Here is a 25,908-nt window from a genome sequence, read left to right on the forward strand (position 1 = left end):
CGATATCATTTGTACTAAGGTTCGGCAAGTTAAATTAGCTTCTCTTTCCGACCGAGCACCGTCAATGCCCGGCCCGCCTGCGGAACCTTCCCCGCCCGCCGCCGTCCGCATACCATGCGAGTAGAGCAGGTAATGACTTCGGGCCCGGCATGTTGTCAGGCCGATACGATGATCCAAGAAGCTGCGAAGATGATGATCGAGCGCGACTGCGGCGCCATCCCGGTCGTCGACGGCGGCGATCACTCGATGCGGGTCATCGGTCTCATCACGGACCGCGACATCACCGTCCGCGCGGTCGCGGCAGGCAAAGATCCGGGACAGACTGCGGTGCGAGAGGCGATGAGCCATCCCGTGGCGACCATTAACAAGAGCGCGTCTCTCGACGAGTGCCTCCACCTCATGGAGCAGAACCAGGTTCGGCGCATGCCGGTCGTCGACGGTAGCGGATGCCTGGTAGGGATCGTCGCCCAAGCCGATATCGCCCGCCAGCCCGACGGCAAGGTGGCAGAGTTGGTGCAAGAGGTCTCGAAGGGATTCGACTCCGGCCACGCCTAGGACCGATTTCCGCCTCCCGGAACCGTTCCCCGCGCGCTCCGTCCGAAGGATCGGGGCCGCGCATTAGCGGACCTGCACTAGCAAGAACTTAAGGAGAGAACCATGTCCACCCTATACGCTTCCTTTCTCGACGCGACGGCCGCCGAGCACGCGGCGGCCGCGCTGCTCGACCACGGCGCCCGGTCCGAAGACCTGAGCATCATCGCCAACGAGCAGTTTCGCAACCGAGTGACCTTCGACTCGGCGTCGGCCGAAGCGGCGGCGAAAACCGGCATTACGACGACCACCGCCGCCGATGCCGGTGTGGGGGCGGCGAAGGGCTCGCTGGCCGGACTCGGGGTCGGAATCTTGGGAGCCATGGCGGCTCTCTTCATTCCCGGTGTGGGGATCGTGCTCGGCGGTGGCGCGTTGGCGGCCGCGGTCGGAGCGGCGGCAGCGGCGACCGCGGCCGGCGCAGCCGCCGGCGGAGTCGCCGGATTCCTGAAGGACCAGGGGATCGGCGACGAAATGGCGCTCAATTACTCTCGCGCCATCGACGAGGGAGGCGCCCTCTTGGCGATCAACATTCCCTCTGGCGACTTAACCGCGACCGAGATCGAGCCGTATCTCCTGAAATACGGGGCTCTGCACGTGGAGACATATAACCATCCGCGGAACTTCATGGCCGGTCACGACGATGCCGGAGTGAGCGTGTTACCCGCCGAGCAGGTCGTCTTCACCAACCCGGTTCCGGCGGTGGAATTGGAAGCGCCATACCCACCGAACAGTCTCACTACGATGGCGACGGTCCCCAGCAGTACGCCGGCCGCCGCCGCGGCTCTCAATTCCGCCGACGTTCGACCGACCTTGATCGATCCGGTCACCGGCGCGATGCGGGAGGGGGTGGTGATCGACCCGCTCACCGGGGTCGAGCGGCCGGTCAAGAGCGTGAATGGCGCGATCGTCTACGCGGATGTCGCGCCGGCGGCGCCGGTGTACGCGCAGCCGGTGGTCGCCGCTCCCGCCGCCGTGGAGCCGGCGATGGCTCCGGCGAGCGGGGGGTTCACCCTCGCGGACGTGACCCCCGTGGAGATCGATCCGGTCAGCGGAGTCGTGACCCGAGGCACCGTAACCGACCCGGTTTCGGGGCGTGTTCGTGCCGTAAGGGTTGTAAATGGCTCGATCGTTTACGCCGACGTAATCTAACTGGGAACCAGCGATACCAGATCAGGCGTCCATGGGTTATATTCGGAGGGCGTCCCGCCAAAAAAGTGGGACGCCTTCGCAGTCTAAGCCCCGAGGAGGGATCCCGAAATGCAACCACAGGTCATGCAGATGCCGAGCGCTACCACGGGCGGTCATGTGATTGAGCGGCCCTACATCCGAGTCGTCTTCCAGTCCGGCCTGCCGAGAGAGGTGGGGGTTAACGGATGCCGAGTCGAAGACGTCCTAGATATCGCGCTCGACCGCCTGCTTCAATATCAAAAGGGACTGCTAGCGTGCGCCGAAAACGACGAGGCGATCCGGTCGATACGTCAGGCGCGCCAAGCTCTCGAGCTGCGCATCCGACGCCGCCAGGAGCAAGGCGTTCTCAACACGCTCTCTCGCCACCAAAATATTCGGACGGAAGACGAGGACGACGATTTCTCGGCGACCGGGGCCTAGCTCCGGTACGATGCGCGTATGCATCGTCGCATCGCCACGCTTGCCCTGATTTTCGTCGCCTCGGTCGGCCGTGCCGACCTTACTTACCGAGTTCTCCCCAAACCGGCCACCGGACGGCTCGTCGTGATGATCGAGATTCCCACCCGTGGCGGGGAGACGACCCTTCAGATGCCGAGGTGGTCGCCCGGCGCTTACGTTCTTTCCGAGCCGGGAAAGAACGTCCAGGATTTTCGCGCGAGCGATGAAAACGGCGTCAGTCTGCCAGTGACCAACGTCGACCCCTCGACTTGGCGAATCGGCGCGGGTAAGGGGACCATCCAGGTGGTCTATTCCGTTCCCGGCACCCTTGCCGACGAGACGATCCATTACTCGGGTTCGTCCACGTACATGTATGTCGTGGCTCGAAAGCAGGAGCGGTGCCATCTCAGGTTGGAGATCCCCGGGGACTGGCGGGTCGCCGTCGGCTTAGACCCGGAGTCCGGCGGCAATGCTTATGGAGCGAAGAGCTACGACGTGCTGGCGGACAACCCTGTGACGATGGGTCACTTTCTCGAGGATCACTACACTTCCGCGGGCCGCGACCATACGATCGCGATGCGGAACCCGGCCAAGTCAAAGGTCGACCGGGCTCACCTGATCAAAGCCGCCAAATTTGTCTCAGACATGCAATCCGACTTCTTTGGCGGCGCGCCGTACCACAAGTATGTCTGGCACTTCGGAGTCACCGACCGGGCCGACGGCGCGGGGGGCCTGGAGCACCTCAGCAGCACCCAGATCTCGCTGGCGGCCGGTGTCGGCCCGGTAACGGTCGGCGTGATGTCGCACGAGTTCTTTCACCTTTGGAACGTCAAGCGGATTCGTAGCCGTCCGCTCGGTCCGTTCGACTATCAGAATCTGCCGCAAACCGGGGCTCTCTGGTGGTTGGAAGGGGCGACGGATTACTTCGCGCACCTCCTTCTCAACCGGTACGGCTGGTTCGACGGAGCCGAAATCCGGCAGCAGATCGTTAGGAATCTCGACCGTCAACGAGCAAGGCCGGCCCGGATGGAAATCTCACCCTACATGGCCAGCTATAGGGTTCGAGAGGCGAACGGCGGACGCGGTAACAGCGACGGGTTCCAAGTGAGCTATTACGACACGGGATTCCTTTGCGCTCTTTGCCTCGATACCGAGATCCTGAGCCAAACCGGTGGCCGCCGCTCGTTGGATGACGTGGAACGGAACCTATGGAAGCTATGCCGCGACGACAAGCCAGGATTCCAAGAAGGTGAGATCCGTAACCAGTGCGTTCTGGTCGGCGGACCCGCGATGGGCGCATTCTACGACCGGGTGGTGATGACGCCCGGCGAGCTGCCGGTGGAGGCTCAGTTGGCGAAGATCGGCCTTCGCCTGACTAAAGCAACGGAGGCGTTCGCCGATTTCGGCTTCTCCGCCATCCCGAGCGCCCAGGACAAGGGATTCCTGGTTCAGGGCGAGCCGCGCAGTTGGGATGGGCTGAAGTCCGGCGATTTGATCGTCGAAATCAACGGCGCTCCGGTCAACCAAGACTCTCCGTTCGCCTTGGCGGGAGCCTATCGAACCGCGACGGAGAAACTGAAGTCTGGGGACGTCATGAAGCTGAAGATCAGGCGAGGAACGGACGAGCTGACCGTGACCCGCAACGTCACCGAAGGCTCACGGCCGATCAGCAAGGTCGAAGAAGATCCGAGCGCTACCGCGGCGGCGAAGCGGCTCTACGCGATCTGGATCGCGAAGAAGAGATAGGGAGGCGTAAAAAAGCCCGGCCGCCTTTGGCAGCCGGGCTTTTTCGCGATTTCTATCTTCGATCTATGCTGCGACGGCGACCGGCGCCGCTTCGGTTTCGACTTGACTCTCGTAGACCGCGACGCGTCGCTTGCCGACCGGGCCTTCGAACTTCACTTGACCGGCTCGCAGGGCGAACAGGGTGAAGTCGTTGCCGATGCCGACGCCGGGGCCGGGGAAGAACTTGGTGCCGCACTGGCGGACGAGAATCTCGCCCGACTTGACGACCTGACCGCCGTAGCGCTTGACTCCGCGCATCTTCGGCTTGCTATCGCGGCCGTTTCTGGATGATCCTTGACCTTTCTTATGTGCCATCTATTCCTCTTTAGCTGCCTGCCAGAACTTCCGTGATGCGGAGATGAGTTTGCGGCTGGCGGTGACCCCAGCGCTTTCGCTCGTTCTTCTTGGGCTTGTAGTTGAACGCCTCGATCTTGGGTCCCTTCGCCTGTCGGATGATCTCTCCGCGAACGAGCGCGCCCTTGATGAGCGGCGAACCGACGGTCGTATTCTCGCCGTCCACCACTAAAAGGACTTCGGACAGCTCGACAGCCGTTCCCGCCTCGCCCTCCAGTTTCTCGACGATGAGGACGTCGTTCTTGGCCGCCTTATACTGCTTGCCGCCGGTCTTTACGATTACGTACATGAAATCTTCTCCGCGTCATTGGCGACGCGAATCGAAATGATGGCACATTTACCCGCCCCCGATCAACTGGACGGTCAAATTTCTACCTAAGCCGAGTAACCCGTTCGGTAGAGTCGTAAGTATGGAGAACGTGGCCGACGACTTTTCGAGAGGCGGAAAGCCCCCGGGGAACCTGGAGGTATTGGCCCGGCTTCTACCCGATCTGCCCACGCCGGCCGAGGCGGTACTCGACCCTGAAGAAGGGGTAAGGGCGGCTCTTCGAGGCTTAGTCGAGCGCTCACTAACGGGCCCGTTCGACTTTGCGGTGGTATTGGAAGATCCGCAAACATGTCCAAACTGCGGAGGGGCGGTCTCCGCCCCCAAGAGCCCCTATTGCAGCGAAGTTTGCCGAGATACCGCCGCTTTCGTACGCCAGTTCCGAAGCTCCCTTCTGAACGGGGCGATCTTTGAGCGGGAACGGCAGATCGGGTTGGGGCAGGCGCTTTGGAAGATCCAGGGCGGCGGCTACCCTCTTCGGCAACGTCTCGTCACGCCGAAGGTGTTGGCAAAGGTGATCGAGCGAGATGGGGGCAAGTGCAGCGTTTGCGGGGCTCCCGCCACCGAGATCGACCACGTCGGCAGCGGGTGAAACCGTCCGATCAATTTGCGGGCCGTGTGCTCGCGCTGTAACCGGGCGAAAGGGTTTGGCGACCCATCCTACGTGCTCAACCCAAGCGGACTCGACGAGCTCGCCGAGCGTGTCGCGTCGCCCCAACCGATACGCGTCTGCGACGACGCCGAAACCTGGGACTGGCGGGCATACCTAACCCGCCGCAACCACACCCACCCGTAGCATCGCTCCCAGCCGATGACGATCACCCAGCGCCCACCAACCGCCAACCGATCCCTCCCGACGCGCCGTCGGGAGGGTCCCGCACCAGCGGGGCCCTTTCGGGCCTCATGCCCGACCGATGGTCGGACCCTCCCGACGGCGCGTCGGGAGGGATCGGAGCAAGGCAGGAAGCGCAGCCTAGCCGTACGTCGGCTTTTGAGGCCAACCGGCGGGGGAGTCTTCCCAGTCTTCTTGGCGGCCGTAGGGGGTTACGTCGAGGAGTTGGTAAGTGTCGGTGAGCGATTCCGTGCCGCGAGCGTACGTGGAGTAGGTGTGATAGACCTCGTCGCCGACTCGGAAGAAGACGCTCAGGCCGTGATCTTCACCTTTGATCGGATCCGGGCCGCGGCGGGCTTGCAGCTCCTCTTTGGTTTGGTAGTTGTATTCGATCGGCGCCACGCTCTCGTCGTGCGTGACATGGAAGTCGTAGTTGAAGTCACTTCCGAACGAGGAGTACCACGGGCGATCCCAGCCGCGCTTCGCTTTGTAGGCTTCCAGCTTTTCTAGCGGCGCTCGCGAAATCAGAACAAAGTGCGTTTTGCGCTCCTTCAGCATCGACAGGTCGCCGAGGGCGTCTACGAAGCTGGTGCAACCCATACAGCCGTTGTCCCACGCCGGGTCGAACATGAAGTGGTAGACGATGAGCTGATGCTGCCCTTCGAACAGATCGAGGAGGCTCCGATTCCCTTCCGGCCCGTCGAACCGATACTCCTTCTCGATCTTGACCATCGGCAGTCGGCGGAGCTCCGCATGCACGCGGTCGCGCTGCCGGGTGACTTCCTTCTCGTGCTTGAGAAGCGCCTTCCGCGCGGCCAGCCACTCGTCTTGCGAGGCTACTTTCGGGTGCGGGATGCTTTCGGTGATCATTTTTCTTTACTCCTCTCCAACGGTGCGTGGGCGGCCTTGGCGGGCCGCGTCTTCTTATAAATCTTGGTGGCGATGAAACCGGTGACTCCGCCGGCCGATGTGGTACCGGCTACGAGCCAAGCCGTGGTGGCGACACAGACGGGGCACATTTTTAAACCTCCGGCAGCCCCGATAACTCGACGACGGGACGGACCTCGACGATCCCTCGGCGGGCGCCAGGAATCCGGCCGGCAAGTTCGATCGCCTCGTTCTGATCCTTGGCGTCTACCAGGAAGAAGCCGCCAAGCTGCTCGTGCGTTTCCGTAAAGGGCCCGTCGGTCACGAGACGTTGGCCGTCTCGAACGCGGACGCTGGCCGTCTTCGAAGAGTGGTGCAGCGCGCCGGTATCGAGGAACTTCCCTTCGGCGTGAAGGTCATTTGCGACCTGAGTCGACTCGACGTAGCATTGCCGCATTTCGTCCGCGTTCAGAGCATTTTCGTCGCCGTAGATGAGCAGCATGTATTTCATGCTCTCATCCTGCCCCGTGAGGGCCGGTCTCGGTGTCCTCACCGGGTCGGAAATCTAATAAAAGTCGCATCGTGATTCCTCCTCGAACTTGGCCCTCCTGGGGCTCTGATAGTTAGTCGAAGAGGAGCCCGGTAAATCGACAGAATTACCGGGCCATTTTCTGGAATGCGACGAAGTCGACTCGCTACTTCCCTTGCGTCAGCCGCCAGGTGGTTTCCAGATAGGCGCCTTCGCCGTTATCCATGCGCGAAAGCGGACCGAGCAGCTCCAACTCGACGTACTTGTCCGCGCCCGCGCTAGTGAAAACCTCCATCGCGGAGCCGCCGTCGGCATAGCGTTGGTTTCGATAGGTGCGGGTGGAGAAATGGAAGACCGATGAGCCGAACTGGCTCGCGGTGATCTCGCCTTTGCTGGAGAATGCGCCGATTTTATAGGCGATCCGATCGCCGCGCTTAATCCGCAGGCCATCCGCGGTTAGCTCGTGGAGGGCCGGATCGAGCCGTTTCCCCTCGATCGCTCGCCATCCTTTAGGGTTCTGGCCGGTTGGCTCGAACGGCAGGAAGACCGAATATGGGTCGACGATCTGGGTGATCTGCCACGGCGCCATTTCGCGGCGCGCGCCGAGATTATCCATGCGGTTCCGGAAATGGACGTCGGTGCTCAGCGGCGCCAACGTGATGTCGCGAACAAAGCGGACCTTGCTCTTCTTCCCCCGCGGGCTGGTGATCCGCACTCCGTTGGGAATCGGCTCCGCCGTCCAGGCCGAGCCGTCGATGTCTGGGTCGGGTGGCCAGTTCCAGTCCGATTGCGGCGCCGACCACATCTTGTCTCCGCCAAAGTTGTTCCAGTCCTTCCCCGTCGACGCCTTTCCGGCCAGGGCGGAGTTCTCCCAAAGCTGGTTCGGCATTCCAAGGAAGCCGTACCGCATCACCCGGCCGATTTTCGGAACGACGACCACGTCGACCAGATCGTTCGAAATCCGGTAGCTGTCGCTCCAACCGTGGTATTCGACCCGCTCCACCTTTACCTCGGCGAGCGGGAGAAGGGCGAGAGCGACAGCTAGGGTGATCATTTGTAGGTGGTGTAGCGGATGCGGCCACCACCTCGTCCGCCGCCCCTAAAGAGCCGGGAAACGAACCAGAGGATGACGCCGATGAAGACGATGCCGAGGAGGAACCGCGTGAAGCTGAACCCGCCCGAGTAGTAAGCGCCATTGTAGTACATCGGCGGATTTACATAGAAGCCGGGGTGGAACGGCATCCAGTGAGTCCAGGGGCTGCTGAGGAGACCAAGACTGTAGCCACCGAGGAAGCCACCCGCGAACGCCGGCACCATGCTGCCGCCGTGGTAGTACATGCTTGGCGCGGGCGTGTACGAGTAGCCCGAATACGCCGGAGGCGGGGTCGGCTGCCGGCCATTGATCGAGGTGGAGTTGATGCGCCCCGAGCCACCAAACGAACCGGAGCGTCCGAAGGAGCTGGAGCCCGGGGCTCGGAAGCCCGACTGGGGCGCGGTGGCAGTGCCGGAACGGCCGAACGAGCCGCCCGAATTGGATCGGCCGAATGAGCCGCTGCCGGAGGACCGGCCAAAGGAACCGCTACCCGAAGAACGGCCATACGAGCCGCCTCCGAAAGAGCCGCTTCCCGAAGAACGCCCGAACCCGCCCGAGCGGAATCCGCCTCCGCCACCAAAGCCACCTCGGCGCTGGGCCAGCGCGGGGGTAACCAGGGTCAGTAGCAGAACGAGGACGGCCAGCGACTGAGTTAGAAGCCGGGCTCCGGATTGCTTTGTTGTGTTCATAGAAGGTTGTAGGTCGCCATTTCGGAAGCCGCAAAGAGATGCGGCTTAAACAACGTTAAATACGCCTCGACCTCGTTCGCCACCGCATCGATGTTGATCGAAAGATCGGTGACCTCGTCCGAGACATCTTTCCCATCGAGAATGATTCTGGTCATTTCGATCGTAAAGTTCGGCGTGTCGTTCTCCACCGTGATCTTGTGCATCGGGAACTCGAAATCGATCCTCCCGGGAAAGATCGCCTGCTCCCTCGCATCGCCGTCCTGAGGAAGCACAAACGCTTCCATCTGACCGCCGTTTTGCAATCCGCCCCGAGTCGGCTGGCCATAGGCGTCCCGGCCCGTCTCGAGTCGAACGAAGAGTCGGGAGGCCGGATACTCCTCGCCGTTCAGGAACAGCGTCGTCGTATCCCAATCGCCGCCGGTGTTGAAGATAAAGTAACGCATCGATCCGTCCCCATTCTGACCGAGAGGACGGCAATGAAGACGTTGGACTCTCCGCCAAGGTTTCGTTTGCCGGCACGCCCGCCAACCCAGCCTAAAGGGCAGGTCGAAATACCTGTCGCGTGGAAATCGGCGTATGCTGGGAACAGACGTCGCCGCTGTCAGTGACGCGCGTGGTCGACGAAACACACGCGCTTCGCGCGCCGCGCTGTGACGACGCCGAATCCCCAAGGGAGGGTGACAAGGTGAAACAATATTCCCCCGATAAGATTCGTAATGTGGCCATTGTAGGCCACGGCGGTGCGGGCAAAACGATGCTCGTGGAACACTTGCTCTACACCGCCGGAGCGACCGACCGGGTTGGCAGCGTGGACGCCGGGAACACGCAGAGCGACTACGACCCACTCGAAATCCGGCGAAAGATCTCGCTCAACGCGAGCATCGTGCCGATCGAATGGCACGGCTGCAAAATCAACCTCATCGACGTCCCGGGCTATCCCGATTTCATAGGAGACCTCCACGGAGTAGCCCGAGTGGTCGAGTCGATGATCATCGTTTGCGAGGCGAAGCGCGACCTCGACGTGGGCTTTGACCTGGCCTTCGAAGTCGCCCAAGAGCACGGCCTCGCCACCTGCATCTTCGTCAACAAACTGGAGCGGGACAACGCCGACTTCGAGGGGCTGATGGAGACGCTTCACGAGCGGTTCGGCCGCAAGGTGGTCAGCACCCAGATCCCGATCGGCCACCAAGCCGCCTTCAGCGGAGTCCTCGACCTGCTGAATATGAAGGTTTACAAAGGAAAAGACCGCGGCGTCGAGATCGAGGAAGTCCCTTCCGGCTACACCGAGGAAGCGGCCGAGCGGCGCGACAAAATGATGGACGCCGCCGCCGAAGGCGACGACGACCTCGCGATGAAGTACCTCGAGGGCGAGTCGCTTTCCGAAGAAGAGATCGAGCACGGGCTGCTCGTAGGAATCGAGACCGGCCGCGTCATCCCGGTCCTCGTCGGATCCGCGATGAGCGGAATCGGAGTCGCGACCCTTCTCGACCGGATTTGCGGCGAGCTTCCGTCGCCGATCGACCTCCCGAAGATGGTCCCGACGCCCGACGGCGAATCCATCAAGATCGAGACCGATCCCGCCGGACCGCTGGCCGCGTTCGTATTCAAAACCACCGCCGACCCGTTCGTCGGAAAGATCAACTTCATCCGCGTCTTCAGCGGCACCCTCAAGGCGGACCAGCACGTCCTGAACGTCAACCGCGAGTCCGACGAGCGCGTGCACAACCTCTTCTATCCCCACGGAAAAGGCCAAGAGAACGCGACCGAGGTCGTCGCCGGCGACATCGCCGCCGTAGCCAAGCTCGCGCACACCCACACCGGCGACACACTGAGCACCGCGAAAGACCGGATCATGCTCCCGCCGATCAACTTTCCCGAGTCGATCTACCGCGTGGCGATCGTTCCGGTCACCAAAGCCGACGAGGACAAGCTCGGCACCGCCCTCGGCCGGCTGCTGGAAGAGGACCCCACGCTTCGGCACACTCGAGATACCGCGACCCACCAAGAGATCCTGGAAGGAATGGGCGATATCCACCTCGATACCGTGGTGGAGAAGCTCAAGGCAAAGTTCGGGGTTAACGTAAAGACCGAGGAGGCTCGGGTTCCCTACCGCGAAACCGTGAAGTCTCAGGCGAAAGCTCAAGGGCGTCACAAGCGGCAGACCGGCGGCAAAGGCCAGTTCGGCGACTGCTGGATCGAGCTCGAGCCGCTTGGGCGAGGCGAAGGGTTCGTATTCGAGAACAAAGTGGTCGGCGGCGCGATCCCGAAAAACTTCATCCCCGCCATCGAGAAGGGGATCCGCGAGGCGATGGACCACGGCCTCGTCGCCGGCTACCCAGCCGTCGACCTAAAGGTGATCGTCTATGACGGGAGCTACCACGACGTCGACTCGAGCGAAATGGCATTCAAAACCGCCGGCGCGCTCGCACTGAGGGCGGCGGCCGAGAAGGCGCAGCCGGTAGTTCTGGAGCCGACGCTCACCGTGGACGTGGATGTCCCCGACGAGTGCGTGGGAGACGTGGTGGGAGACCTGAACGGCCGTCGCGGCCGCCTCCAAGGCATGGACCCGATCGGCGCCGGCCGAACCCGCGTTCACGCATCGGTCCCCATGAGCACAATGACCCGCTACGCCCTCGACCTACGGTCGATCACCAAAGGCCGCGGCCGTTTCTCCCAAAGAATCGACCAATACGACGAGATCCCCTACCCCGAGCAGCAAACCCTAATGGCCGAATACGCCAAACGCCGCTCCGCCGAGGCCGAACACTAAGTAAGAATCGTGGCACTGGCTTCCAGCCAGTGGGTATCACGACCATCCCGGTCGTGTGAAAAGGCCAAGGGCAGGCTGCCCTTGGGACCCACTGGCTAGAAGCCTAATGCCATCCAGTTTTTGCCCTGACGAACCCTCGGAGAATACAAACACAGAGGCACAGAGACACGAAGGCACGGAGTTCTTGGCAATTGGACGTGCGGATGGGGCAAACGCCGACCGGATCTTTGTGTCTTTGTGCCTTGGCGCCTTTGTATTAACTCCGGACGGAAGGTTCGTTCGAAAAACTGGATGGCATTAGGCTGGAAGCCAGTGCCACGCTACACCCGATTCAGCCAAGCGCCTTCTACCCTCGCCATACCGTTCGGATGCGGGTGGAAGCCGAGCTTCTCGTAGAAATCGACGAGGTCGTCGTCGGCCTGCAAGTAGACGTGCTGACCGGGGACCGATCCCACGAGGTTCGACAGGATCGTCCGGGCGATTCCGCGCCTGCGGAAATTCGACGATGTCCACATGTCGACCAAGTAGGCGTTGCAGACGCTGTCGCTCAGCAAACGTCCCTTCCCGACTACCTGCCCGTTCACGCGGGCAAAGCAGACCACGTGACTGTTCTCAAACGACCGCCTCAGTTCGTCCGGAGTGCGCCCGTTGCTGAAGTCGTCAGCAATGAGCGACCGGGTCAACGCCTCCCAGTCGACTCCTTCCGCATCCATTTGAAACTTAATTTCCCGATCCATTGCCATCAACGTAGCTCATTTGCGATTTCGCGAATACGCCGACCGCAGGGCTAATGGCGCCACGTTGCCAAAAAATCAGTCGCACTGATACGACATCGGAAATGGTTCGTCTAACCCCTCAGAAGCAGCGGTGAACACAAATTCAGCGCTCGAAGGGAAATACTATGAAAAGACTCACCACCCGTATCCTCGCGGGATTCGTGGTTGCCGCATTTGCCGCCGTTCCAGTTCTTTCGCTTGCGCAAGATCCGACGGGCGGCAGCCGAGACCGGCACAACCGCCAGTCGGGCGATCAAGATCGTCAATCCGGGCGTCAGGGCCGACCGTCGGGCGACCAGAGCCGCCGGGACGACGGCCGTCAGCGCGACGACAGCCGCCAACGGGACGACCAGCGCCGGCGCGACGATCAAAATCGTCGCGGAAACGACCATGGTTGGAACGACTCGCGCGACCGTAACAACAACCGGGACTGGCAAAACGATCGGTATCGGCGAGACCAGGATCGATGGCGCGCGGAGGAAGAGCGACGACGTCGCGAAGAAGATCGCCGCCGCGACGACCGGTATCGCTACAACAACTATGATCGGTACGACCACGACCGCTATCGCGGCGGAGTCATCGTCGAGCGGTACCGCGATGACCGATATCGCAACGACCGGAATGAGTGGAGAAATATCGCCACCCTCTCGGGCGCGGTCGCCCTTCTCGGCCTTCTAGAGCGAGACGACACCCTATTCTTCGTCGGAGCCGCCGGTGAGCTCTACTCGACCTACCGGTACGAGGAAGATCGACACAGCCGGGATCGCGGCCGACGACTCCGAGCGGAGTACTTCAGCCGACCGTACTTCATCCGAGATGGCCGGCGGTACACCCGCTACGAAGTCGACCGAGACGGCGAGCGGTACTACCAGTTCCGCTGCGACGACTAGCCCGTCCCATCAGACGTAGCATCGGCTCCCAGCCGATGAGCCCACGCAGGTTCATCGGCTGGGAGCCGATGCTACGTTTAGTGGAAGTAGCTGGCGCCGTTAATGTCGATGGTGACGCCGCTCAGGTAAGCCGCATCGTCAGACAACAGGAACGAAGCGCAAGCGGCGCAATCGGCAGGGGTCGCCATCCGTCCTAGCGGAAGCGTAGCGAGTACCTCGCTCTGCCGCTTATCCATTCCCTCCCGCGCCATGACGGTGTCGGTCCAAGCCGGTGCGATCCCGAAGACGCCGACGTTCTGCGGCGCCAGCTCCACCGCCAAGCTCCGCGTAAAGTTGATCAGCCCCGCCTTGGATGCCGCGTAGATGGAGGCCATCGCCTCCCCCTTGAACCCGACCCGGCTCGCCACGTTCAAGATCTTTCCGCCCCCTCGCGACGCAAATAGCTTTCCGGCCGCGCGCATTAGGCGGACCGGCGACTCGAGGTTGAGCGCCATCAGCCGGCGATACTCCCGCGAAAAATCCTCTTCTTCGGCGAGGAACGACTGCTGAATGTAAGCGCCGGCATTATTGACCACCGCGTGAAGCTCGCCGTCGGCGACGACAGCGTCGAATAGGCGCTGCGCGTTAGCCGGATCCGATAGGTCGGCCTGATAGACGCCGATTGCCTGGATCGCCTCGGCGGTTTTCTCCGCCTCTTCTCGGTGCGCCGTGTAGTGAAGCGCGACCGCCCATCCATCGGCGGCCAAACGGGTGGCGATTCCTCGGCCGATCCCTCGGGAAGAGCCGGTAACCAGCACTCTCTTGCGGTTCATCGCGCGAGTCTACTGCGATAATTGACGATCATAACAAACCCGCGCAACCCAACCACGTAAACTCCTTTTATGAAATCCGTTACGCTCCTTCTCGGCGCGACCGCCGGCGCCGTATTCGCCTTCGGCGCGACTACGGCGAACCACCCGCTGAAGGTCGACAGGAAGGCGCGCAAAGTCACCTACGCCAAAGACGTCGCGCCGATCCTCAACGAGCGATGCGTAACCTGCCACCGCCCGGGTGAGGTCGCTCCTTTCTCGCTAATCGGCTACGAGAACGCCCGCAAGTGGTCCGGAATGACCTCGGCAGTGGCGGCCAAAGGGGTAATGCCCCCATGGAAGGCGGTTCATGGATTTGGAGAGTTCCGAGACGAAAACCGCCTGTCCGACGACCAGAAAGAAATACTGAAGCTCTGGCATGACCAAGGCGCCCCCCGGGGGGATCGAAAGAAAGAACCGGCGACGCCGACCTTCGCAGGCAACGAGTGGACGCTCGGCGCCCCGGACATGGTCCTGCAGTCCGAAAAACCGTTCAAGCTCCGCGCGGAAGGGACCGACCTCTACCGAAACTTCGTCGTCCATAACGACTCGACGACGCCGATCTACGTCAACGGGATCGACATCCGGCCCGGCAATAAGAAGATCGTCCACCACGTCATCACATTCCTAGATGGCGGACACAACGGACGAAGGCTCGAAGCCAAGCTGGCCGACGGCCAGGAGGGATACACCACCTCGGGCGGCGGAGTGGGGTTCAATCCAACCGGATCGCTCGGCGGTTGGGCTCCCGGCGTAAGGGGACGTCACACTCCGGACGGAACGGCCTTCGTCGTCCCTGCCGGAACCGACTTCGTCCTCCAGATTCACTACCACCCTAGCGGAAAACCGGAAGAGGACCAAACGAAGGTGGGCCTCTACACGTCGAAGGAGCCGCCACAGAAGCCGATCCAGCTAATGTGGATCTTCAATTTCAAGGTCGACATTCCCGCCGGCGAGAAAGAGTACAAGCTCCGCCGTGAATTCACGATCCCCGCCGACGCCACGATGTACACGGTGATGCCGCATATGCATCTCCTAGGCAAGTCAATGAAGAGTTGGCTCGAGTTGCCGGACGGGACCACGAAGCCGCTCGTCTATGTGGACGACTGGGATTTTAACTGGCAGTTGAATTACGTTTTCAAGGAGCCGATCCACGTTCCCAAAGGGACGAAGCAGATCGTGGAAGCCGTCTACGATAACTCGGCGACCAACCCGCGCAATCCGAACAACCCACCGCAACGCGTGACCTGGGGGGAGGCGACAACCGACGAGATGTTCCTACTTATCGACGCTTATACGCTCGACAAGTAGGACGATTTACAGCGTTCCGTCCGGGAGCATCGCAAGGAAGCCGTCCTCGTCTAAGACCTCGACCTTGAGCTGCTCCGCCTTCGCCAGCTTCGAGCCCGCGCCGGGGCCGGCGACGACGTAGGTCGTGTTCTTCGACACGCTCCCCGCCGCCTTCCCTCCCAGGCTGATGACGGCGGCCTCCCCCTCTTCCCGGGTGATCCTCTCTAGCTTGCCCGTGAAGACAAAGGTCTTCCCTTCGAAGAGGTCGGAGCTGGGCGCGGCTCCCTCTTCCGGCGCCACCCCCAGCTCCAGCAGCTCGTCGACGAGGCGGCGATTCTCCTCGTCGTCAAACCACTGCACGATCTCCCCCGCGGTCCTCGGGCCGATGTTCGGAAGGGCGACGAGAGTTTCGTAGTCAGCCGACCGCACCGCGTCGAGGGTCCGCAGCTCGCGGGCGAGATCCTGGGCACCGCGCTCCCCGACTTCTGGGATACCCAGGGCGAACAGAAAGCGCGCCAAAGGACGGTGCTTCGTGTTCTCGATACTCCTTAGGAGGTTGTCGACCGATTGCTCGCCTAACCGCTCCAGGTTTACCAACGTTTCGCGGTGGTTATGGAGGCGGTAGATATCCGGGATCGTCTTGATGAGCCCGAGCTCGAGGAAGCGGTCGATCAGCTTTTCGCCCAATCCGTCGATGTCCATCATCCGACGCCCCACGAAGTGCTGGATCTTCATCGCGATTTGCGCGGGGCAATGACGGTTCGGGCACCGGAGCGCCACCTCTCCTTCCCTTCGCTGCAGCGGCGTCTCGCAGACTGGGCAGATGGTCGGCTCTTCCGGCAGTGGCGGATCGCCCACCCGCTTTTCCAGCACCGGCCCCACGACCTCGGGGATGACGTCCCCTGCTCGTTGAACGATGACAATGTCCCCCTCCCGGACATCCTTTCGGCGCACCTCGTCATAGTTGTGGAGCGTCGCCCGGCTGACGGTGGCTCCGCCGACGACCACCGGTTCGAGATCTGCGACCGGGTTGATCGTGCCCGTCCGCCCCACCTGAACAAAGATTCGGTTGAGCTTGGTAAATGCCTGCTCCGCCGGAAACTTATACGCGGTCGCCCAGCGAGGGCCTCGCGACGTGAACCCCAGCGCCTCCTGCTGGTCGAGTTCGTTAACCTTGATGACGACGCCGTCGATGTTAAATGGCAGCTCCGCCCGCTTTGCCTGAACGGCTTGGACAAATGCGTGCAGCTCATCGAAACCGCGAACCACTTGCACCTCGGTACGGGCGGGAAAGCCAAGCTCTTTCAGCCGCTCCAAGGTTCCGCTTTGGGTTGGCGCCAATCGACGAATGAGCCCGCGTTGCCGCACCGCGTGGCGCGTCTCCGCCTCTTCGGGAGCCGGCTTCTCGAGGTCTCCCTCTGCTTTTCCGGACAAGAGCTCCACCTGCCCGACTCCAAACGCAAAGAATCTCAGTTTGCGCTTCGCCGTTAGTCGGCTATCGAGCTGACGCAAGCCGCCCGCGGCGGCATTGCGGGGGTTGGCGAAAACCTGTTCCCCCGCTGCCGCGCGCGCTTCGTTGATCTTCTCGAAGTCGGATCGAAGCATCACGACCTCGCCGCGCACCTCGATGCGCCCGGGCAGCGCTTCGCGAAGCTTCAACGGCACCCCGCGGATCGTACGGGCGTTCGGCGTGATCTCCTCTCCGGTCGTCCCGTCTCCTCTGGTGGCGGCGACGTCGAGCTTCCCGTCGACGTAGGTCAACGAGATCGACGCGCCGTCGAATTTGAGCTCGACGAAGTATTCGGTGTGCCCGTCCGTCTCCAACCCACGCCGAATTCGATCGTCGAACGCGCGAAGCTCCTCTTCGCCAAACGCATTATCGAGGGACAACATCGGCACCGCGTGCCGGTGCGGCTTAAACGCGGAGACCGGCGGCGCCCCGACTTTAAGGGTTGGGCTGTCGTCGGAAGCTAGCTCCGGATGCGCCGCCTCCAGATCCTGCAGCTCGCGAAACAGCCGATCGTATTCCGAGTCACTTATCTCGGGCGTGTCGAGCACGTAATACAGGTGCGAATGATGCTCGATCTCATCGCGAAGTTCCGCAACGCGGGCAGCCGGATCCATCGAGGGTCATGTTACTCCGGGCGTTAGGCGTTAGGCGCTGGGCCCAAGACGCAAGGCTTGAAACCTGCGGAAAGGGTAAAGCGGTACAGCTAACCAACGTCCAACGTCCAACGTCCAACGTCCAACGCCCAACGCCCAACGCCCAACGCCCAACATTCAATCTTCCATCGCCGCGTCCAAAATCGTATCCGCCACAAAAATTGGGGCGTCGAATCGGACCGCGAGGGCGATGGCGTCGGAGGGGCGGGAGTCGAGCTCGATCTCTTCGTCTTGGGTCTTGAGATAAAGCTTCGCGTAGTAGACGGTGTTCCAGAAGTCGTCGATGACGACCCGGTCCAGCGTGGCGTTCAGGCGGTCCATGATGTTCCGCATGAGGTCGTGGGTCATCGGGCGATCGGGACGCTCGTTGTCGATCACCATGGCGATCGCCTGAGCCTCGAACGGGCCGATGAGGATCGGCAGCCGCCGGGTTCCGTCCGTTACCAGCACGAAGCGGGCCACGTTCCCCATATTCTGCTGCTCGAAGATCCCCTCGATCTGGACTTCAACGAGCTCCACGTTCCCCGCCGGCTCGCGCTCGCCGCCGGTCGCGTCGTAAGGGAAAAACGCCGGCGGCTCGTCCAAATTATCGGACCCATCCGGTCCCTCGAATTCCTCGGCCATTATTCTTAAAGATTACCTACCGTAGTGCCGGCATCCCTGCCGGCATCTTTTTGTCTGCCCGGCTGGAAGCCGGGGTAACACTGGAGAAGATGCCGCCTGGAAGGCGGCACTACTAGACAGTCGCCTTCGTGCGGGCGATGACGCTCTCGAGGAACACTGCGTTCGACGGCGTGCGCTTGAGCAGCTTGATGAGCCCCTCGGTCGCGTCGATCGAGCTCTGCTCTTTCGCCATGAGGCGGCGAAGCTGAACGATGCCGTCCAGGTCTTCTTTCCGGAACAACAGCTCCTCGTGCCGGGTCGAGCTTCGGCGAACGTCCACCGCCGGCCAGATTCGACGATCGGAAAGGTCGCGGTCGAGGATGATTTCCATGTTGCCGGTTCCCTTCAGCTCTTCGAAGATCGCTTCGTCCATTTTGGAGCCGGTGTCCACGAGAACCGAGGAAACGATCGTCAGCGATCCCCCCTCTTCGATGTTTCGCGCCGCGCCGAAGAAACGGCGGGGACGATACATCGCGCTCGGGTCGAGACCGCCGGTCAGCGTACGCCCGGACGGGTTGATCGTAAGGTTGCTGGCCCGCGAAAGGCGGGTGAGCGAGTCGAGCAGGATCACGACGTCGCGTCCAACTTCCACCAGGCGCTTCGCCTGCTCCAAGCAGAGCTCGGCGACCCGCATGTGGTTCTCCGCCGGCTCGTCGAACGTGGAGGAGATCACCTGGCCGCGCACCGAGCGCCGCATATCGGTGACTTCTTCCGGCCGCTCGTCCACCAGCAGAACCATCAAATAGACTTCCGGGTGGTTCGCCGTGACCGCGTTGGCGATCGTCTTCATCATCGTCGTCTTTCCAGCCTTGGGCGGAGAGACGATGAGGCCGCGCTGGCCCTTGCCGATCGGCGACAGAAGGTCGATCATCCGGCCCGGAATGTTGTCCGGCACCGTTTCCATTGAGATCTTCTCGTTCGGATAGAGCGGCGTCAGCTCGTCGAACAGCTTCCGTCGCATGATTTCGATCGACTGGGTCGCGAAATTGTTGATGCTCTCGACGCGGAGCATGCCGCGGTACTTCTCCCCTTCTTTCGGCAGGCGCACCTGGCCGAAGACGGTGTCACCGCAGCGAAGGTTGAACTTCTTCACCTGCGACTGGGACACGTAGACGTCTTCGGGAGAAGACTGGTAATTGTCGCGGCGGAGAAAGCCCCAGCCGTCGGACATAAGGTCGAGTACGCCCTTGGCGTAAACCGCTTCCTTGTCCTGGTTGACGATGGGCAGAAGCCGCTCGATGAGCTCGTGGCGCAGAAGGATCTTGGCGTCCAGCTTGGCCGCTTTCGCTTCCTTCAGCAACGCCGCCGGCGTCATCTGGTCAAAGTGGTTGTAATCCTTTTCCGGAAGCAGCTCTAAATCGGCTTGCGGATCGTTCTTCGGTAGGCCTTCGCGGTTGCGTCCGCGATTGCGGCCGCCGGATTTTCGGGGTCGAAACTGATGGGTCATATCGCTCCGGTAGGAGAGTTCGCTCCTGGCAAAGTAGGAATGCGCGGTCGGTCGAGGACCTTAGGGAAAGACGCTACCCTTCGCGCAGGATCGCGATGTACGGGAGGTTACGAAAACGCTCCGCGTAATCTAGACCATATCCTACCACGAACTCGTTCGGAATCTCGAATCCAATGTATTCGACCGACGGGTGCACTTTTCTGGACTCCGGTTTGGAGAGCAGCGCCACAACCCTTAGCGACTTCGGTTTTCGAGTGGAGAGCAGTTCCCTGAGGTGGGACAAGGTAATCCCTGTGTCCACGATATCCTCAACGATAATGACGTTCAAATTCTCGATATTGATGTCGAGATCTTTACGAATTTGTACGACACCCGTCGAAGACTTGCCGGTTCCATAACTGCTCGTCTGCATAAAGTCGAGCTGAGCCTCGAGTTGAAGCTCCCGGGCGAGGTCCGAAAGGAAGTGAACCGACCCCTTTAGCACCGCGACCAGCAGCACGGTTTCCCCTTTGTAATCGGCCTCGATCGCCCGCGCCAGCTCCGCGATCTTCCCTTTCAACTGCTCCTGCGAGAGCAAAACCTCAAGTCGTTCACCCGTCATCGTCGCGAAGACTGTGGCATATCCAGGCGGTGGCACGTGGCTTCCAGCCCGTGTGTATCACGACCATCCTGGTCGTGTAAACGTAGCATCGGCTCCCAGCCGATGAACCCCCACAGCCCTCACGGCCGTGGGAAAAGGGCCAAGGGCAGGATGCCCTTGGGACCCACTGGCAAGATGCCAGTGCCACGTGGCACGTGGCTTCCAGCCCGTGTGTATCACGACCATCCTGGTCGTGATAATGCCGTGTCCAAGGAGGCTGGGTCGAACGGGTACACTCATGCCTGCTAAATCACACGCGACGGTTGCGCGACCAGGTCCCTTCGGGGTTGTCAGCGTAAATTCAGGCCGGCGCGGAGGCAGAAACCTGGAGGCATATCATGGCTCAGCTCAGCATGAAAGAGCTGCTTGAATCCGGAGTCCACTTCGGTCACCAAACCCGACGCTGGAACCCGAAAATGAAGCGCTACATCTATGGCGCTCGCAACGGCATTTACATCATCGATCTTCACCAGACGATCAAGCTGTTCGAAGACGCCCTTAACTACGTCAAGAAGGTCGTCGAGGACGGAGGCACCGTTCTGTTCGTCGGCACCAAGAAGCAGGCGCAGGCGGCGGTGAAGGAAGCGGCGGAGCGAAGCGGACAGTACTTCATCTCCGAGCGCTGGCTCGGCGGCACGCTGACCAACTGGAAGACGATCCAAGGTCGCGTCAACCGTCTGAAGGAGCTCGACCGCATGGAGTCGGACGGCTACTTCGACCGATTACCGAAGAAAGAGGCGCTGAAGCGCCGCGAGGAGCGAGACCAGCTCCAGCGGTTCCTCGGCGGTATCCGCAACATGAGCTCGGCGCCCACGATCATGTTCATCGTCGACCTTAACAAGGAGTCGATCGCGGTGAAGGAAGCCAAGAAGCTCGGCATCCCGATCGTTGCCATCGTCGACACGAACTGCGACCCCGATCTGGCCGACGTGGTCATCCCCGGAAACGACGACGCGATTCGCGCGATTCGGCTGGTAACCCAGAAGATCAGCGACGTGATCCTCGAGGCACGCCCGCTCAGCGAGGGACTTACCGAAGGAACCGTCACCGAAGGCACGGAGCTTACCGACGAGATGGAATCGGATCTCGACTACCGAGCCCCGATCGACGACGAGCTGCTCCGCGCGTTCGGCGCCGACGACGAGTCGCTTTCGACCGCCAGCTAGCAAAATATAAGGTCTCAGGTCTTGGGTGGTAAGGCTTGAGCCTGAGACCTAAAACCTGAGACCTTTTTGCATGCCCCTTTGTCCCCACGAAGGGAACGTCGGGCATGCCGCCGGCTTATAAGGATTGGAAAAACAAAGACATGGCAAATTACACAGCACAGGATGTTAAGAAACTTCGCGAGGAGACGGATGCGCCGATGATGGAGTGCAAGTCGGCCCTCGAGGAGTCGGAAGGAGATTTCGCTCGAGCCAAGGAGATCCTTCGCGAGAAGGGGAAAGCTCAGGCGGGTAAGAAAGCCGGCCGCGCAACCGGCGCGGGCGTCGCCGCGTTCGCCGTTGGCAACGGTTCGGTAGCCGGCGTCGTGCTGGAGACCGAGACCGACTTCGTCAGCCGGAACGAGGGGTTCGTCGCGCTCGCGCAGAAGGCGGCCGACGCCCTGCTCGCCGACGCGAATGCCGACCTCAGCCCGTTCGTAGTCGAGGCGGTCGCGAGCTTCCGCGAGAATGCCGCGCTTGGCAAGACCGCCCGCAAGGACGGCGCCGAGGTGGTTTCGATCTACGTGCACCACGACAAGACCAAAGCCGCGGCCGTTCTCGGTGAGGGCGATGCCGAGGCGCTTCGCCAGGTTGCGATCCACGCCGTTGCCTTCCCGCCCGCAGTGGTGAGCAAGGACCAGCTCTCGCAAGAGATGCTGGAGCGAGAGATCGAGATCGAGACGCAGCGCGCGATGAACGAGGGCAAGCCCGAGAACATCGCCAAGAACATCGCCCAGGGGCGCGTCAACAAGGAGTACATCAAGGCGGTCGTTCTCACCGAGCAGCCGTTCTACAAGGACCCTTCGAAGAGCGTCGGCCAGTGGCTGCAAGAGACCGCCAAGGGAACGAAGATTACGGACTTCATCTACCTTGGTCTCGGCCTCGGCGAAGCGCAGTAACCGCGTCGCCGGCTTCTAGCCGGCGATGCTCAGAGTCCTTTCGATAATCGCGATCGAGCCGGCGATCCTCGCTTCGTCGGCCGATTCCCTGGAGAGAAAATCGACCATGCTCAGCAGGTCGATTTCGCGAGCCAGTTGCCGCCAACCGGGAGGGAGTTTTCCACCTCCCTCCCTAAATCCCGCTTCGAACCGCTCCTCGAATCCGCGGGGTACGGCGTGCCGAAAAATCTGGCCCACGCTCATCAGCCACGTGCCGGAATGGGCGAATTCCCAGTCGAGCACGGCACTCAACCGCCCCTCGTGGATCAGCAGATTCGTCGCCTTGTAATCTCCATGGACAAGGCAGGGCGGCTCATCGATGTCGTTAAGTTTTTTCCGCGCGGCGGCGCTTACCGGCCGGATTCTCCGGCACAGATTCCCACCGGCACGGGCTTGGACGAGAGGCTGATCAAGCAGAAAGTCCAGATGCCCGAACAAGCCGTCGGCCACCGATGGCCAAGGGCCGCTCACCTCTAAGTCCGCATCGAGGAAGCCCGCCTGATCGAAACGAACCTTCGAGATAACCGCCAACGTTCGCCCGATGTCCGTTGCCGCGTCCGAGACCTCGGCCTCGAGTCCCGATGCAAGCAGCCGCTCCATCGTTTCGCCGAGCTTCCATTCGATGACGGCGAATTGCCGCCCGTTGTCGAAGTACAGAACGCGAGGAACGGGCACTTCCCCGCCGAGACGGTCTGCGATCGCCCACTCTAACCGCGCCGCGCCCGGGTCGCGCTGGTAAAGCCGCAAAACCGCGTGCGAACCGTCGGCAAGATCTAAGCGGTAATTCGTGTTCGCATGCCCTTCCGGGAGCAAATCGGCATCGGCGGCGACCATCTCGCTCGGCGAGAGCAAGTCGTTGATTTCCGCGAGAGACAGCCGGACGAAGTCCATCCCCCGACCCCAGGTCGATTCCACGCCGACCAGTCTACTGCTGGTCGAGAAGATATTTGATCCGCTTGTCGGCGTCCACGAGAGTCAAATTCTCTCCGCTTCGGCTGTAGCCGTAGGTGATCACCCGTCCGTCGGGAAAGTTGACGGTCAGGATGTGCTTTTTGGGGTCCTGCTGGTATTCGATCACAGACCCGTTGTCAAGGGTCATCTGGTGCTCGTTCGAGATGGCGATCTTGACCATATTGGTCGGAGCCTTCGCCGCGTCGGTGGCTATCCAGCGTCCCACGAGCTCACGACCGGTATTGCATCCCGCGACGGCCACCAAGGCGACGGAAACAAAAAGCCATCGTCCAGCGAAAGAGACCGTTCGGCGCATATGTTTGTATTACGCGCCGGAAGAGGGAGTCGTGCCTTTCGAGGCGTCCGGCCATCAAGGCTGCCGAGCGTAGGCGATCCGTTTATCGGCTCGTGAAAGCAATAGGTTATCCCCCTGCCGCTCGAAAGCGAACTTGTCCCACTGGCCGCTCGGCATCTTTATCTCCATTGTTTGGTCATCGACGATCCGGTACTGCAGCAGACCGTCGGTGGTTTGCACCTGGCTTGAATCGACGAAGTCCAAACGGGCCATCCCGGGAGGGACGGCCATTCCATCGACCGCCAGCCAATCGCCCTGCAATGTTCGATTTGAGCAGCCGACCAGAAAAACCCCACAGATGAAGAAGATCGACATTGATCGCATTAAGCAAATCGTAAGTCACGATCGCCCCCTTCCGCAGGCCCAATATGGTTGCGCTAGGTCTCTGTTCGGCCCAAGTGCCCATGCGACGCCACCGAATCCAACGCAACATCCTCTTAACCGTACCGACGTCCAAGGCATCCCGGGTCACATGGGCTTCATACTGGGAGGGTGTCGCATAGTGGTACCGTCCAGCGGGTCAGCAGCTACGCCCTGCTTGTAGAGGACGAGCGGATCTTGCTGTGCCGGCTCAGCCCCCATATCTCCTCCCGAGGCGAGTGGACGCTTCCCGGCGGAGGGATCGAATTCGGAGAGCATCCCGAGGATGCCGCCGTGCGAGAGGTTCGCGAAGAAACCGGCTTACAGGTCCGCCTGACCGAGCTGGCTCACGTCGACTCGATCGTCTTCACGATTTCGGACGGCCGCATGCACGCCATCCGGTTCATCTACCGGGCACAGATCGTCTCCGGCGAGCTGACCCACGAAGCCGACGGCTCGACCGACCGCTGCGAGTGGTTCACCGCCAACCAGGTCCGCAACCTCCCCCTCGTCACCCTCGCCAAAGCCGGCGTGCAACTCGCCTTCCGAAGCTCCCGTCCACGCAGCCGGGTGTAGGGCTTCGGAGCCCGCTTCGCGGGGAGCATGCGGAGCAGCGCTTCGCTTCGGAGCATGCGGAGTGGAGGATAGGGTAATGCCCAACACTGACGAACGCTCCGAACGCTCCGAACGCTCCGAACGCTCCGAACGCTCCGAACGCTCCGATAGTTACCCCGCCTTAGGAACAATGTCGTTCACGAGGTGAAGGAGATAGGCAAGGTAGGCCGGATCTTCGCACTGCGCCTTTTCCGGAGTGTCGCTTAACTTGGCGACCGGGTAGCCGTTGCATCGGACCAGCTTAATCACGTTGGACATCGGCTTCTGCCCGAGGTCGTTGGTCAGGTACGTCCCGATCCCGAACTGCACCCCGATGCGGCCGGCGAAACGGCGCCAAATCTCCACCGCCCGCTCGTCGGTTAGCGAATCGCTAAACACAGCGAGCTTTGTACGGGGATCGATCCCGAGACTTTCCAAGTGGGAAATGAATCGTTCGCCCCAAGCTAACGGATCGCCCGAGTCTTGCCGGGCTCCGTCGTAAAGCCGCGCCATCGAAGAGTCGAAGTCGCGTCGGAACATCGACCAACCCAGAGTGTCCGACAAGGCGATGCCGAGCTTGCCGCCGTACACCTCCGCCCATAGTCCGAACCACCTCCGCTGAGAGTCTTGGATCGGCGTCAGCGCCTGCATCGCCATCGGCCCTTGGTGGGAAAAGGTGCCGTACAAACTCAGCCCAAGCTCTTCGCCCCAGTAAACGTTGCTGGTACCCGCGAACACCTCCGGAAGCTCGGCCGCCAGCCGCCTCAATACGTTTCCGTGCCATTCGTGCGAGTAGGCCCTCCGCGTGCCCATGTCCACGATCCTCAACGAGTTCGGCTCCGCCACTTCTTCGCGAGCGAATGTACGCAACCGGTCGATCTTCGCGGTCAGTCGCCGGTCCCCTTCATTCCGAACCGCTAGCGAGACGGTTCCCTCGTAAACCGCTTCGTTTACGAGCTGCAGTACCGGGACTTCGAAGTCGATCGTCTCGAACCACGCCCCGCGTATCCGGATGTCGATCTTGCCATCCCGTTCCCCCACCGTCACGTGGTCGGAATTGAGGCGGAAATTTCGTAGCGCCTCCAGGAACGGCTCGGGAAAGTACCCCAGGTCACGCAATTTGTCCAGCGTCCGCTCGGTCGGCCCGATGCCATGCAACTCGCCGATCTTTTCTCGAATGCGCTCTTTGAACGGAAGAAGATCGACTCCGTGGTCCCGGTTTCGAAATGCATACTCGACCGACACGTTTGGAAAGTGCTCCCAAACCACCCTCTTCACGGTGTACGTGTAGAGGTCGTTGTTCGAGAAACGCCGCATCCCGTTCGGTTGG

The 25,908-nt window shown here is 61.5% G+C and carries 29 protein-coding genes; 12 read left to right on the forward strand and 17 right to left on the reverse strand.

The window, feature by feature from the left end; all coding sequences use genetic code 11:
• Positions 1-132: 132 nt before the first annotated feature.
• The 4 genes from OP10G_RS22540 to OP10G_RS22555 all read left to right on the forward strand — a co-directional run bounded on the left by OP10G_RS22540 (position 133) and on the right by OP10G_RS22555 (position 3,963).
• On the forward strand, positions 133-555 hold the full coding sequence (locus OP10G_RS22540) for a CBS domain-containing protein (protein WP_227625013.1): 423 nt from the start codon (positions 133-135) through the stop codon (positions 553-555).
• A 102-nt stretch (positions 556-657) separates the two neighbouring features.
• On the forward strand, positions 658-1,740 hold the full coding sequence (locus tag OP10G_RS25410) for a hypothetical protein (RefSeq protein ID WP_025228168.1): 1,083 nt from the start codon (positions 658-660) through the stop codon (positions 1,738-1,740).
• 108 nt (positions 1,741-1,848) lie between these two features.
• Positions 1,849-2,199 carry an Acb2/Tad1 domain-containing protein gene (locus tag OP10G_RS22550; protein ID WP_144241320.1) on the forward strand — a complete coding sequence of 117 codons (351 nt, stop codon included), beginning with the start codon at positions 1,849-1,851 and terminating at the stop codon, positions 2,197-2,199.
• 18 nt (positions 2,200-2,217) lie between these two features.
• Complete coding sequence (locus tag OP10G_RS22555; RefSeq protein ID WP_025228166.1) at positions 2,218-3,963, forward strand: M61 family metallopeptidase; 1,746 nt, start codon at positions 2,218-2,220, stop codon at positions 3,961-3,963.
• Between the two features lie 63 nt (positions 3,964-4,026).
• Here the strand turns inward: OP10G_RS22555 and rpmA are convergent, their stop codons facing one another.
• Both rpmA and rplU read right to left on the reverse strand, forming a co-directional pair.
• Positions 4,027-4,317 carry a 50S ribosomal protein L27 gene (gene rpmA / locus OP10G_RS22560; RefSeq protein ID WP_025228165.1) on the reverse strand — a complete coding sequence of 97 codons (291 nt, stop codon included), beginning with the start codon at positions 4,315-4,317 and terminating at the stop codon, positions 4,027-4,029.
• A 10-nt stretch (positions 4,318-4,327) separates the two neighbouring features.
• Complete coding sequence (gene rplU / locus OP10G_RS22565; RefSeq protein WP_025228164.1) at positions 4,328-4,645, reverse strand: 50S ribosomal protein L21; 318 nt, start codon at positions 4,643-4,645, stop codon at positions 4,328-4,330.
• A gap of 121 nt (positions 4,646-4,766) precedes the next feature.
• Between rplU and OP10G_RS22570 the strand changes: the two genes are divergently transcribed.
• Entirely contained in the window at positions 4,767-5,273 is a 507-nt protein-coding gene (locus OP10G_RS22570) for an HNH endonuclease (RefSeq protein ID WP_025228163.1), read from the forward strand.
• Between the two features lie 72 nt (positions 5,274-5,345).
• On the forward strand, positions 5,346-5,477 hold the full coding sequence (locus OP10G_RS27690; RefSeq protein ID WP_265101640.1) for a hypothetical protein: 132 nt from the start codon (positions 5,346-5,348) through the stop codon (positions 5,475-5,477).
• Positions 5,478-5,654: 177 nt separating this feature from the next.
• On the opposite strand, the gene OP10G_RS22575 is transcribed toward OP10G_RS27690, so the two are convergent.
• The 5 genes from OP10G_RS22575 to OP10G_RS22595 all read right to left on the reverse strand — a co-directional run bounded on the left by OP10G_RS22575 (position 5,655) and on the right by OP10G_RS22595 (position 9,134).
• Positions 5,655-6,383: a DUF899 domain-containing protein gene (locus OP10G_RS22575; protein ID WP_025228162.1), complete on the reverse strand. Its 729-nt coding sequence runs from the start codon at positions 6,381-6,383 to the stop codon at positions 5,655-5,657.
• 151 nt (positions 6,384-6,534) lie between these two features.
• The gene (locus OP10G_RS22580) at positions 6,535-6,891 is read right to left on the reverse strand and encodes a YciI family protein (protein ID WP_025228161.1); all 357 of its coding nucleotides are present in this window, start codon (positions 6,889-6,891) and stop codon (positions 6,535-6,537) included.
• A 184-nt stretch (positions 6,892-7,075) separates the two neighbouring features.
• Positions 7,076-7,963 carry a hypothetical protein gene (locus OP10G_RS22585; protein ID WP_025228160.1) on the reverse strand — a complete coding sequence of 296 codons (888 nt, stop codon included), beginning with the start codon at positions 7,961-7,963 and terminating at the stop codon, positions 7,076-7,078.
• Complete coding sequence (locus tag OP10G_RS25415; protein WP_025228159.1) at positions 7,960-8,691, reverse strand: hypothetical protein; 732 nt, start codon at positions 8,689-8,691, stop codon at positions 7,960-7,962. The genes OP10G_RS22585 and OP10G_RS25415 overlap by 4 nt, the downstream gene beginning before the upstream one ends.
• Positions 8,688-9,134, reverse strand: coding sequence for a hypothetical protein (locus OP10G_RS22595; protein WP_025228158.1), 447 nt, complete (start codon positions 9,132-9,134; stop codon positions 8,688-8,690). Before OP10G_RS22595 ends, OP10G_RS25415 begins: the two co-directional genes overlap by 4 nt.
• Before the next feature lie 242 nt (positions 9,135-9,376).
• On the opposite strand from OP10G_RS22595, the gene fusA reads away from it, so the two are divergent.
• Positions 9,377-11,461, forward strand: a complete 2,085-nt coding sequence (fusA, locus tag OP10G_RS22600; RefSeq protein WP_025228157.1) for an elongation factor G — start codon at positions 9,377-9,379, stop codon at positions 11,459-11,461.
• 320 nt (positions 11,462-11,781) lie between these two features.
• Here the strand turns inward: fusA and OP10G_RS22605 are convergent, their stop codons facing one another.
• Complete coding sequence (locus OP10G_RS22605) at positions 11,782-12,198, reverse strand: GNAT family N-acetyltransferase (protein ID WP_025228156.1); 417 nt, start codon at positions 12,196-12,198, stop codon at positions 11,782-11,784.
• Positions 12,199-12,362: 164 nt separating this feature from the next.
• Between OP10G_RS22605 and OP10G_RS22610 the strand changes: the two genes are divergently transcribed.
• The gene (locus tag OP10G_RS22610) at positions 12,363-13,127 is read left to right on the forward strand and encodes a hypothetical protein (protein ID WP_025228155.1); all 765 of its coding nucleotides are present in this window, start codon (positions 12,363-12,365) and stop codon (positions 13,125-13,127) included.
• A gap of 77 nt (positions 13,128-13,204) precedes the next feature.
• Here the strand turns inward: OP10G_RS22610 and OP10G_RS22615 are convergent, their stop codons facing one another.
• Positions 13,205-13,939 (reverse strand): SDR family NAD(P)-dependent oxidoreductase, encoded by a 735-nt coding sequence (locus tag OP10G_RS22615; RefSeq protein WP_025228154.1) that lies wholly within the window; start codon positions 13,937-13,939, stop codon positions 13,205-13,207.
• Positions 13,940-14,008: 69 nt separating this feature from the next.
• Here OP10G_RS22615 and OP10G_RS22620 point away from each other — a divergent pair, with 69 nt between their 5' ends.
• Positions 14,009-15,286, forward strand: a complete 1,278-nt coding sequence (locus OP10G_RS22620; RefSeq protein WP_052547932.1) for a hypothetical protein — start codon at positions 14,009-14,011, stop codon at positions 15,284-15,286.
• A gap of 6 nt (positions 15,287-15,292) precedes the next feature.
• On the opposite strand, the gene ligA is transcribed toward OP10G_RS22620, so the two are convergent.
• The 4 genes from ligA to hpt form a co-directional block, all read right to left on the reverse strand.
• Positions 15,293-17,389, reverse strand: coding sequence for an NAD-dependent DNA ligase LigA (gene ligA / locus OP10G_RS22625; protein ID WP_025228153.1), 2,097 nt, complete (start codon positions 17,387-17,389; stop codon positions 15,293-15,295).
• Between the two features lie 156 nt (positions 17,390-17,545).
• The gene (locus tag OP10G_RS22630) at positions 17,546-18,052 is read right to left on the reverse strand and encodes a bifunctional nuclease family protein (RefSeq protein ID WP_052547934.1); all 507 of its coding nucleotides are present in this window, start codon (positions 18,050-18,052) and stop codon (positions 17,546-17,548) included.
• A gap of 112 nt (positions 18,053-18,164) precedes the next feature.
• Positions 18,165-19,538, reverse strand: coding sequence for a transcription termination factor Rho (gene rho, locus OP10G_RS22635; RefSeq protein WP_025228151.1), 1,374 nt, complete (start codon positions 19,536-19,538; stop codon positions 18,165-18,167).
• Positions 19,539-19,611: 73 nt separating this feature from the next.
• Positions 19,612-20,139 carry a hypoxanthine phosphoribosyltransferase gene (hpt, locus tag OP10G_RS22640; protein WP_025228150.1) on the reverse strand — a complete coding sequence of 176 codons (528 nt, stop codon included), beginning with the start codon at positions 20,137-20,139 and terminating at the stop codon, positions 19,612-19,614.
• A 377-nt stretch (positions 20,140-20,516) separates the two neighbouring features.
• Between hpt and rpsB the strand changes: the two genes are divergently transcribed.
• Positions 20,517-21,344, forward strand: coding sequence for a 30S ribosomal protein S2 (gene rpsB / locus OP10G_RS22645; RefSeq protein WP_025228149.1), 828 nt, complete (start codon positions 20,517-20,519; stop codon positions 21,342-21,344).
• Positions 21,345-21,484: 140 nt separating this feature from the next.
• Complete coding sequence (gene tsf, locus OP10G_RS22650; protein WP_038476545.1) at positions 21,485-22,279, forward strand: translation elongation factor Ts; 795 nt, start codon at positions 21,485-21,487, stop codon at positions 22,277-22,279.
• A 15-nt stretch (positions 22,280-22,294) separates the two neighbouring features.
• Here tsf and OP10G_RS22655 read toward each other — a convergent pair whose 3' ends face one another.
• The 3 genes from OP10G_RS22655 to OP10G_RS22665 are packed head-to-tail and all read right to left on the reverse strand — an operon-like array spanning position 22,295 to position 23,948.
• A complete protein-coding gene (locus tag OP10G_RS22655; RefSeq protein ID WP_144241322.1) occupies positions 22,295-23,233 on the reverse strand; it encodes a phosphotransferase family protein in 939 nt (312 codons plus the stop codon).
• A gap of 10 nt (positions 23,234-23,243) precedes the next feature.
• Complete coding sequence (locus tag OP10G_RS22660; protein ID WP_025228146.1) at positions 23,244-23,585, reverse strand: hypothetical protein; 342 nt, start codon at positions 23,583-23,585, stop codon at positions 23,244-23,246.
• 54 nt (positions 23,586-23,639) lie between these two features.
• Positions 23,640-23,948 (reverse strand): hypothetical protein, encoded by a 309-nt coding sequence (locus OP10G_RS22665; RefSeq protein ID WP_144241323.1) that lies wholly within the window; start codon positions 23,946-23,948, stop codon positions 23,640-23,642.
• 168 nt (positions 23,949-24,116) lie between these two features.
• Here OP10G_RS22665 and OP10G_RS22670 point away from each other — a divergent pair, with 168 nt between their 5' ends.
• Positions 24,117-24,560 (forward strand): NUDIX hydrolase, encoded by a 444-nt coding sequence (locus OP10G_RS22670; protein ID WP_025228144.1) that lies wholly within the window; start codon positions 24,117-24,119, stop codon positions 24,558-24,560.
• 150 nt (positions 24,561-24,710) lie between these two features.
• Here OP10G_RS22670 and pncB read toward each other — a convergent pair whose 3' ends face one another.
• Positions 24,711-25,895 carry a nicotinate phosphoribosyltransferase gene (gene pncB / locus OP10G_RS22675; protein WP_025228143.1) on the reverse strand — a complete coding sequence of 395 codons (1,185 nt, stop codon included), beginning with the start codon at positions 25,893-25,895 and terminating at the stop codon, positions 24,711-24,713.
• Between the last annotated feature and the right edge of the window lie 13 nt (positions 25,896-25,908).

The sequence above is a fragment of the Fimbriimonas ginsengisoli Gsoil 348 genome, from assembly GCF_000724625.1.
GTDB classification, from domain to species: Bacteria; Armatimonadota; Fimbriimonadia; order Fimbriimonadales; family Fimbriimonadaceae; genus Fimbriimonas; species Fimbriimonas ginsengisoli.

Coding starts and splice junctions, on each gene's coding strand:
- OP10G_RS22540 (WP_227625013.1), top strand. CDS start 133: ATGACTTCGGGCCCGGCATGTTGTCAGGCCGATACGATGATCCAAGAA.
- OP10G_RS25410 (WP_025228168.1), top strand. CDS start 658: ATGTCCACCCTATACGCTTCCTTTCTCGACGCGACGGCCGCCGAGCAC.
- OP10G_RS22550 (WP_144241320.1), top strand. CDS start 1,849: ATGCAACCACAGGTCATGCAGATGCCGAGCGCTACCACGGGCGGTCAT.
- OP10G_RS22555 (WP_025228166.1), top strand. CDS start 2,218: ATGCATCGTCGCATCGCCACGCTTGCCCTGATTTTCGTCGCCTCGGTC.
- rpmA (WP_025228165.1), bottom strand. CDS start 4,317: ATGGCACATAAGAAAGGTCAAGGATCATCCAGAAACGGCCGCGATAGC.
- rplU (WP_025228164.1), bottom strand. CDS start 4,645: ATGTACGTAATCGTAAAGACCGGCGGCAAGCAGTATAAGGCGGCCAAG.
- OP10G_RS22570 (WP_025228163.1), top strand. CDS start 4,767: ATGGAGAACGTGGCCGACGACTTTTCGAGAGGCGGAAAGCCCCCGGGG.
- OP10G_RS22575 (WP_025228162.1), bottom strand. CDS start 6,383: ATGATCACCGAAAGCATCCCGCACCCGAAAGTAGCCTCGCAAGACGAG.
- OP10G_RS22580 (WP_025228161.1), bottom strand. CDS start 6,891: ATGAAATACATGCTGCTCATCTACGGCGACGAAAATGCTCTGAACGCG.
- OP10G_RS22585 (WP_025228160.1), bottom strand. CDS start 7,963: ATGATCACCCTAGCTGTCGCTCTCGCCCTTCTCCCGCTCGCCGAGGTA.
- OP10G_RS25415 (WP_025228159.1), bottom strand. CDS start 8,691: ATGAACACAACAAAGCAATCCGGAGCCCGGCTTCTAACTCAGTCGCTG.
- OP10G_RS22595 (WP_025228158.1), bottom strand. CDS start 9,134: ATGCGTTACTTTATCTTCAACACCGGCGGCGATTGGGATACGACGACG.
- OP10G_RS22605 (WP_025228156.1), bottom strand. CDS start 12,198: ATGGATCGGGAAATTAAGTTTCAAATGGATGCGGAAGGAGTCGACTGG.
- OP10G_RS22610 (WP_025228155.1), top strand. CDS start 12,363: ATGAAAAGACTCACCACCCGTATCCTCGCGGGATTCGTGGTTGCCGCA.
- OP10G_RS22615 (WP_025228154.1), bottom strand. CDS start 13,939: ATGAACCGCAAGAGAGTGCTGGTTACCGGCTCTTCCCGAGGGATCGGC.
- OP10G_RS22620 (WP_052547932.1), top strand. CDS start 14,009: ATGAAATCCGTTACGCTCCTTCTCGGCGCGACCGCCGGCGCCGTATTC.
- ligA (WP_025228153.1), bottom strand. CDS start 17,389: ATGGATCCGGCTGCCCGCGTTGCGGAACTTCGCGATGAGATCGAGCAT.
- OP10G_RS22630 (WP_052547934.1), bottom strand. CDS start 18,052: ATGGCCGAGGAATTCGAGGGACCGGATGGGTCCGATAATTTGGACGAG.
- rho (WP_025228151.1), bottom strand. CDS start 19,538: ATGACCCATCAGTTTCGACCCCGAAAATCCGGCGGCCGCAATCGCGGA.
- hpt (WP_025228150.1), bottom strand. CDS start 20,139: ATGACGGGTGAACGACTTGAGGTTTTGCTCTCGCAGGAGCAGTTGAAA.
- rpsB (WP_025228149.1), top strand. CDS start 20,517: ATGGCTCAGCTCAGCATGAAAGAGCTGCTTGAATCCGGAGTCCACTTC.
- tsf (WP_038476545.1), top strand. CDS start 21,485: ATGGCAAATTACACAGCACAGGATGTTAAGAAACTTCGCGAGGAGACG.
- OP10G_RS22660 (WP_025228146.1), bottom strand. CDS start 23,585: ATGCGCCGAACGGTCTCTTTCGCTGGACGATGGCTTTTTGTTTCCGTC.
- OP10G_RS22665 (WP_144241323.1), bottom strand. CDS start 23,948: ATGCGATCAATGTCGATCTTCTTCATCTGTGGGGTTTTTCTGGTCGGC.
- pncB (WP_025228143.1), bottom strand. CDS start 25,895: ATGCGGCGTTTCTCGAACAACGACCTCTACACGTACACCGTGAAGAGG.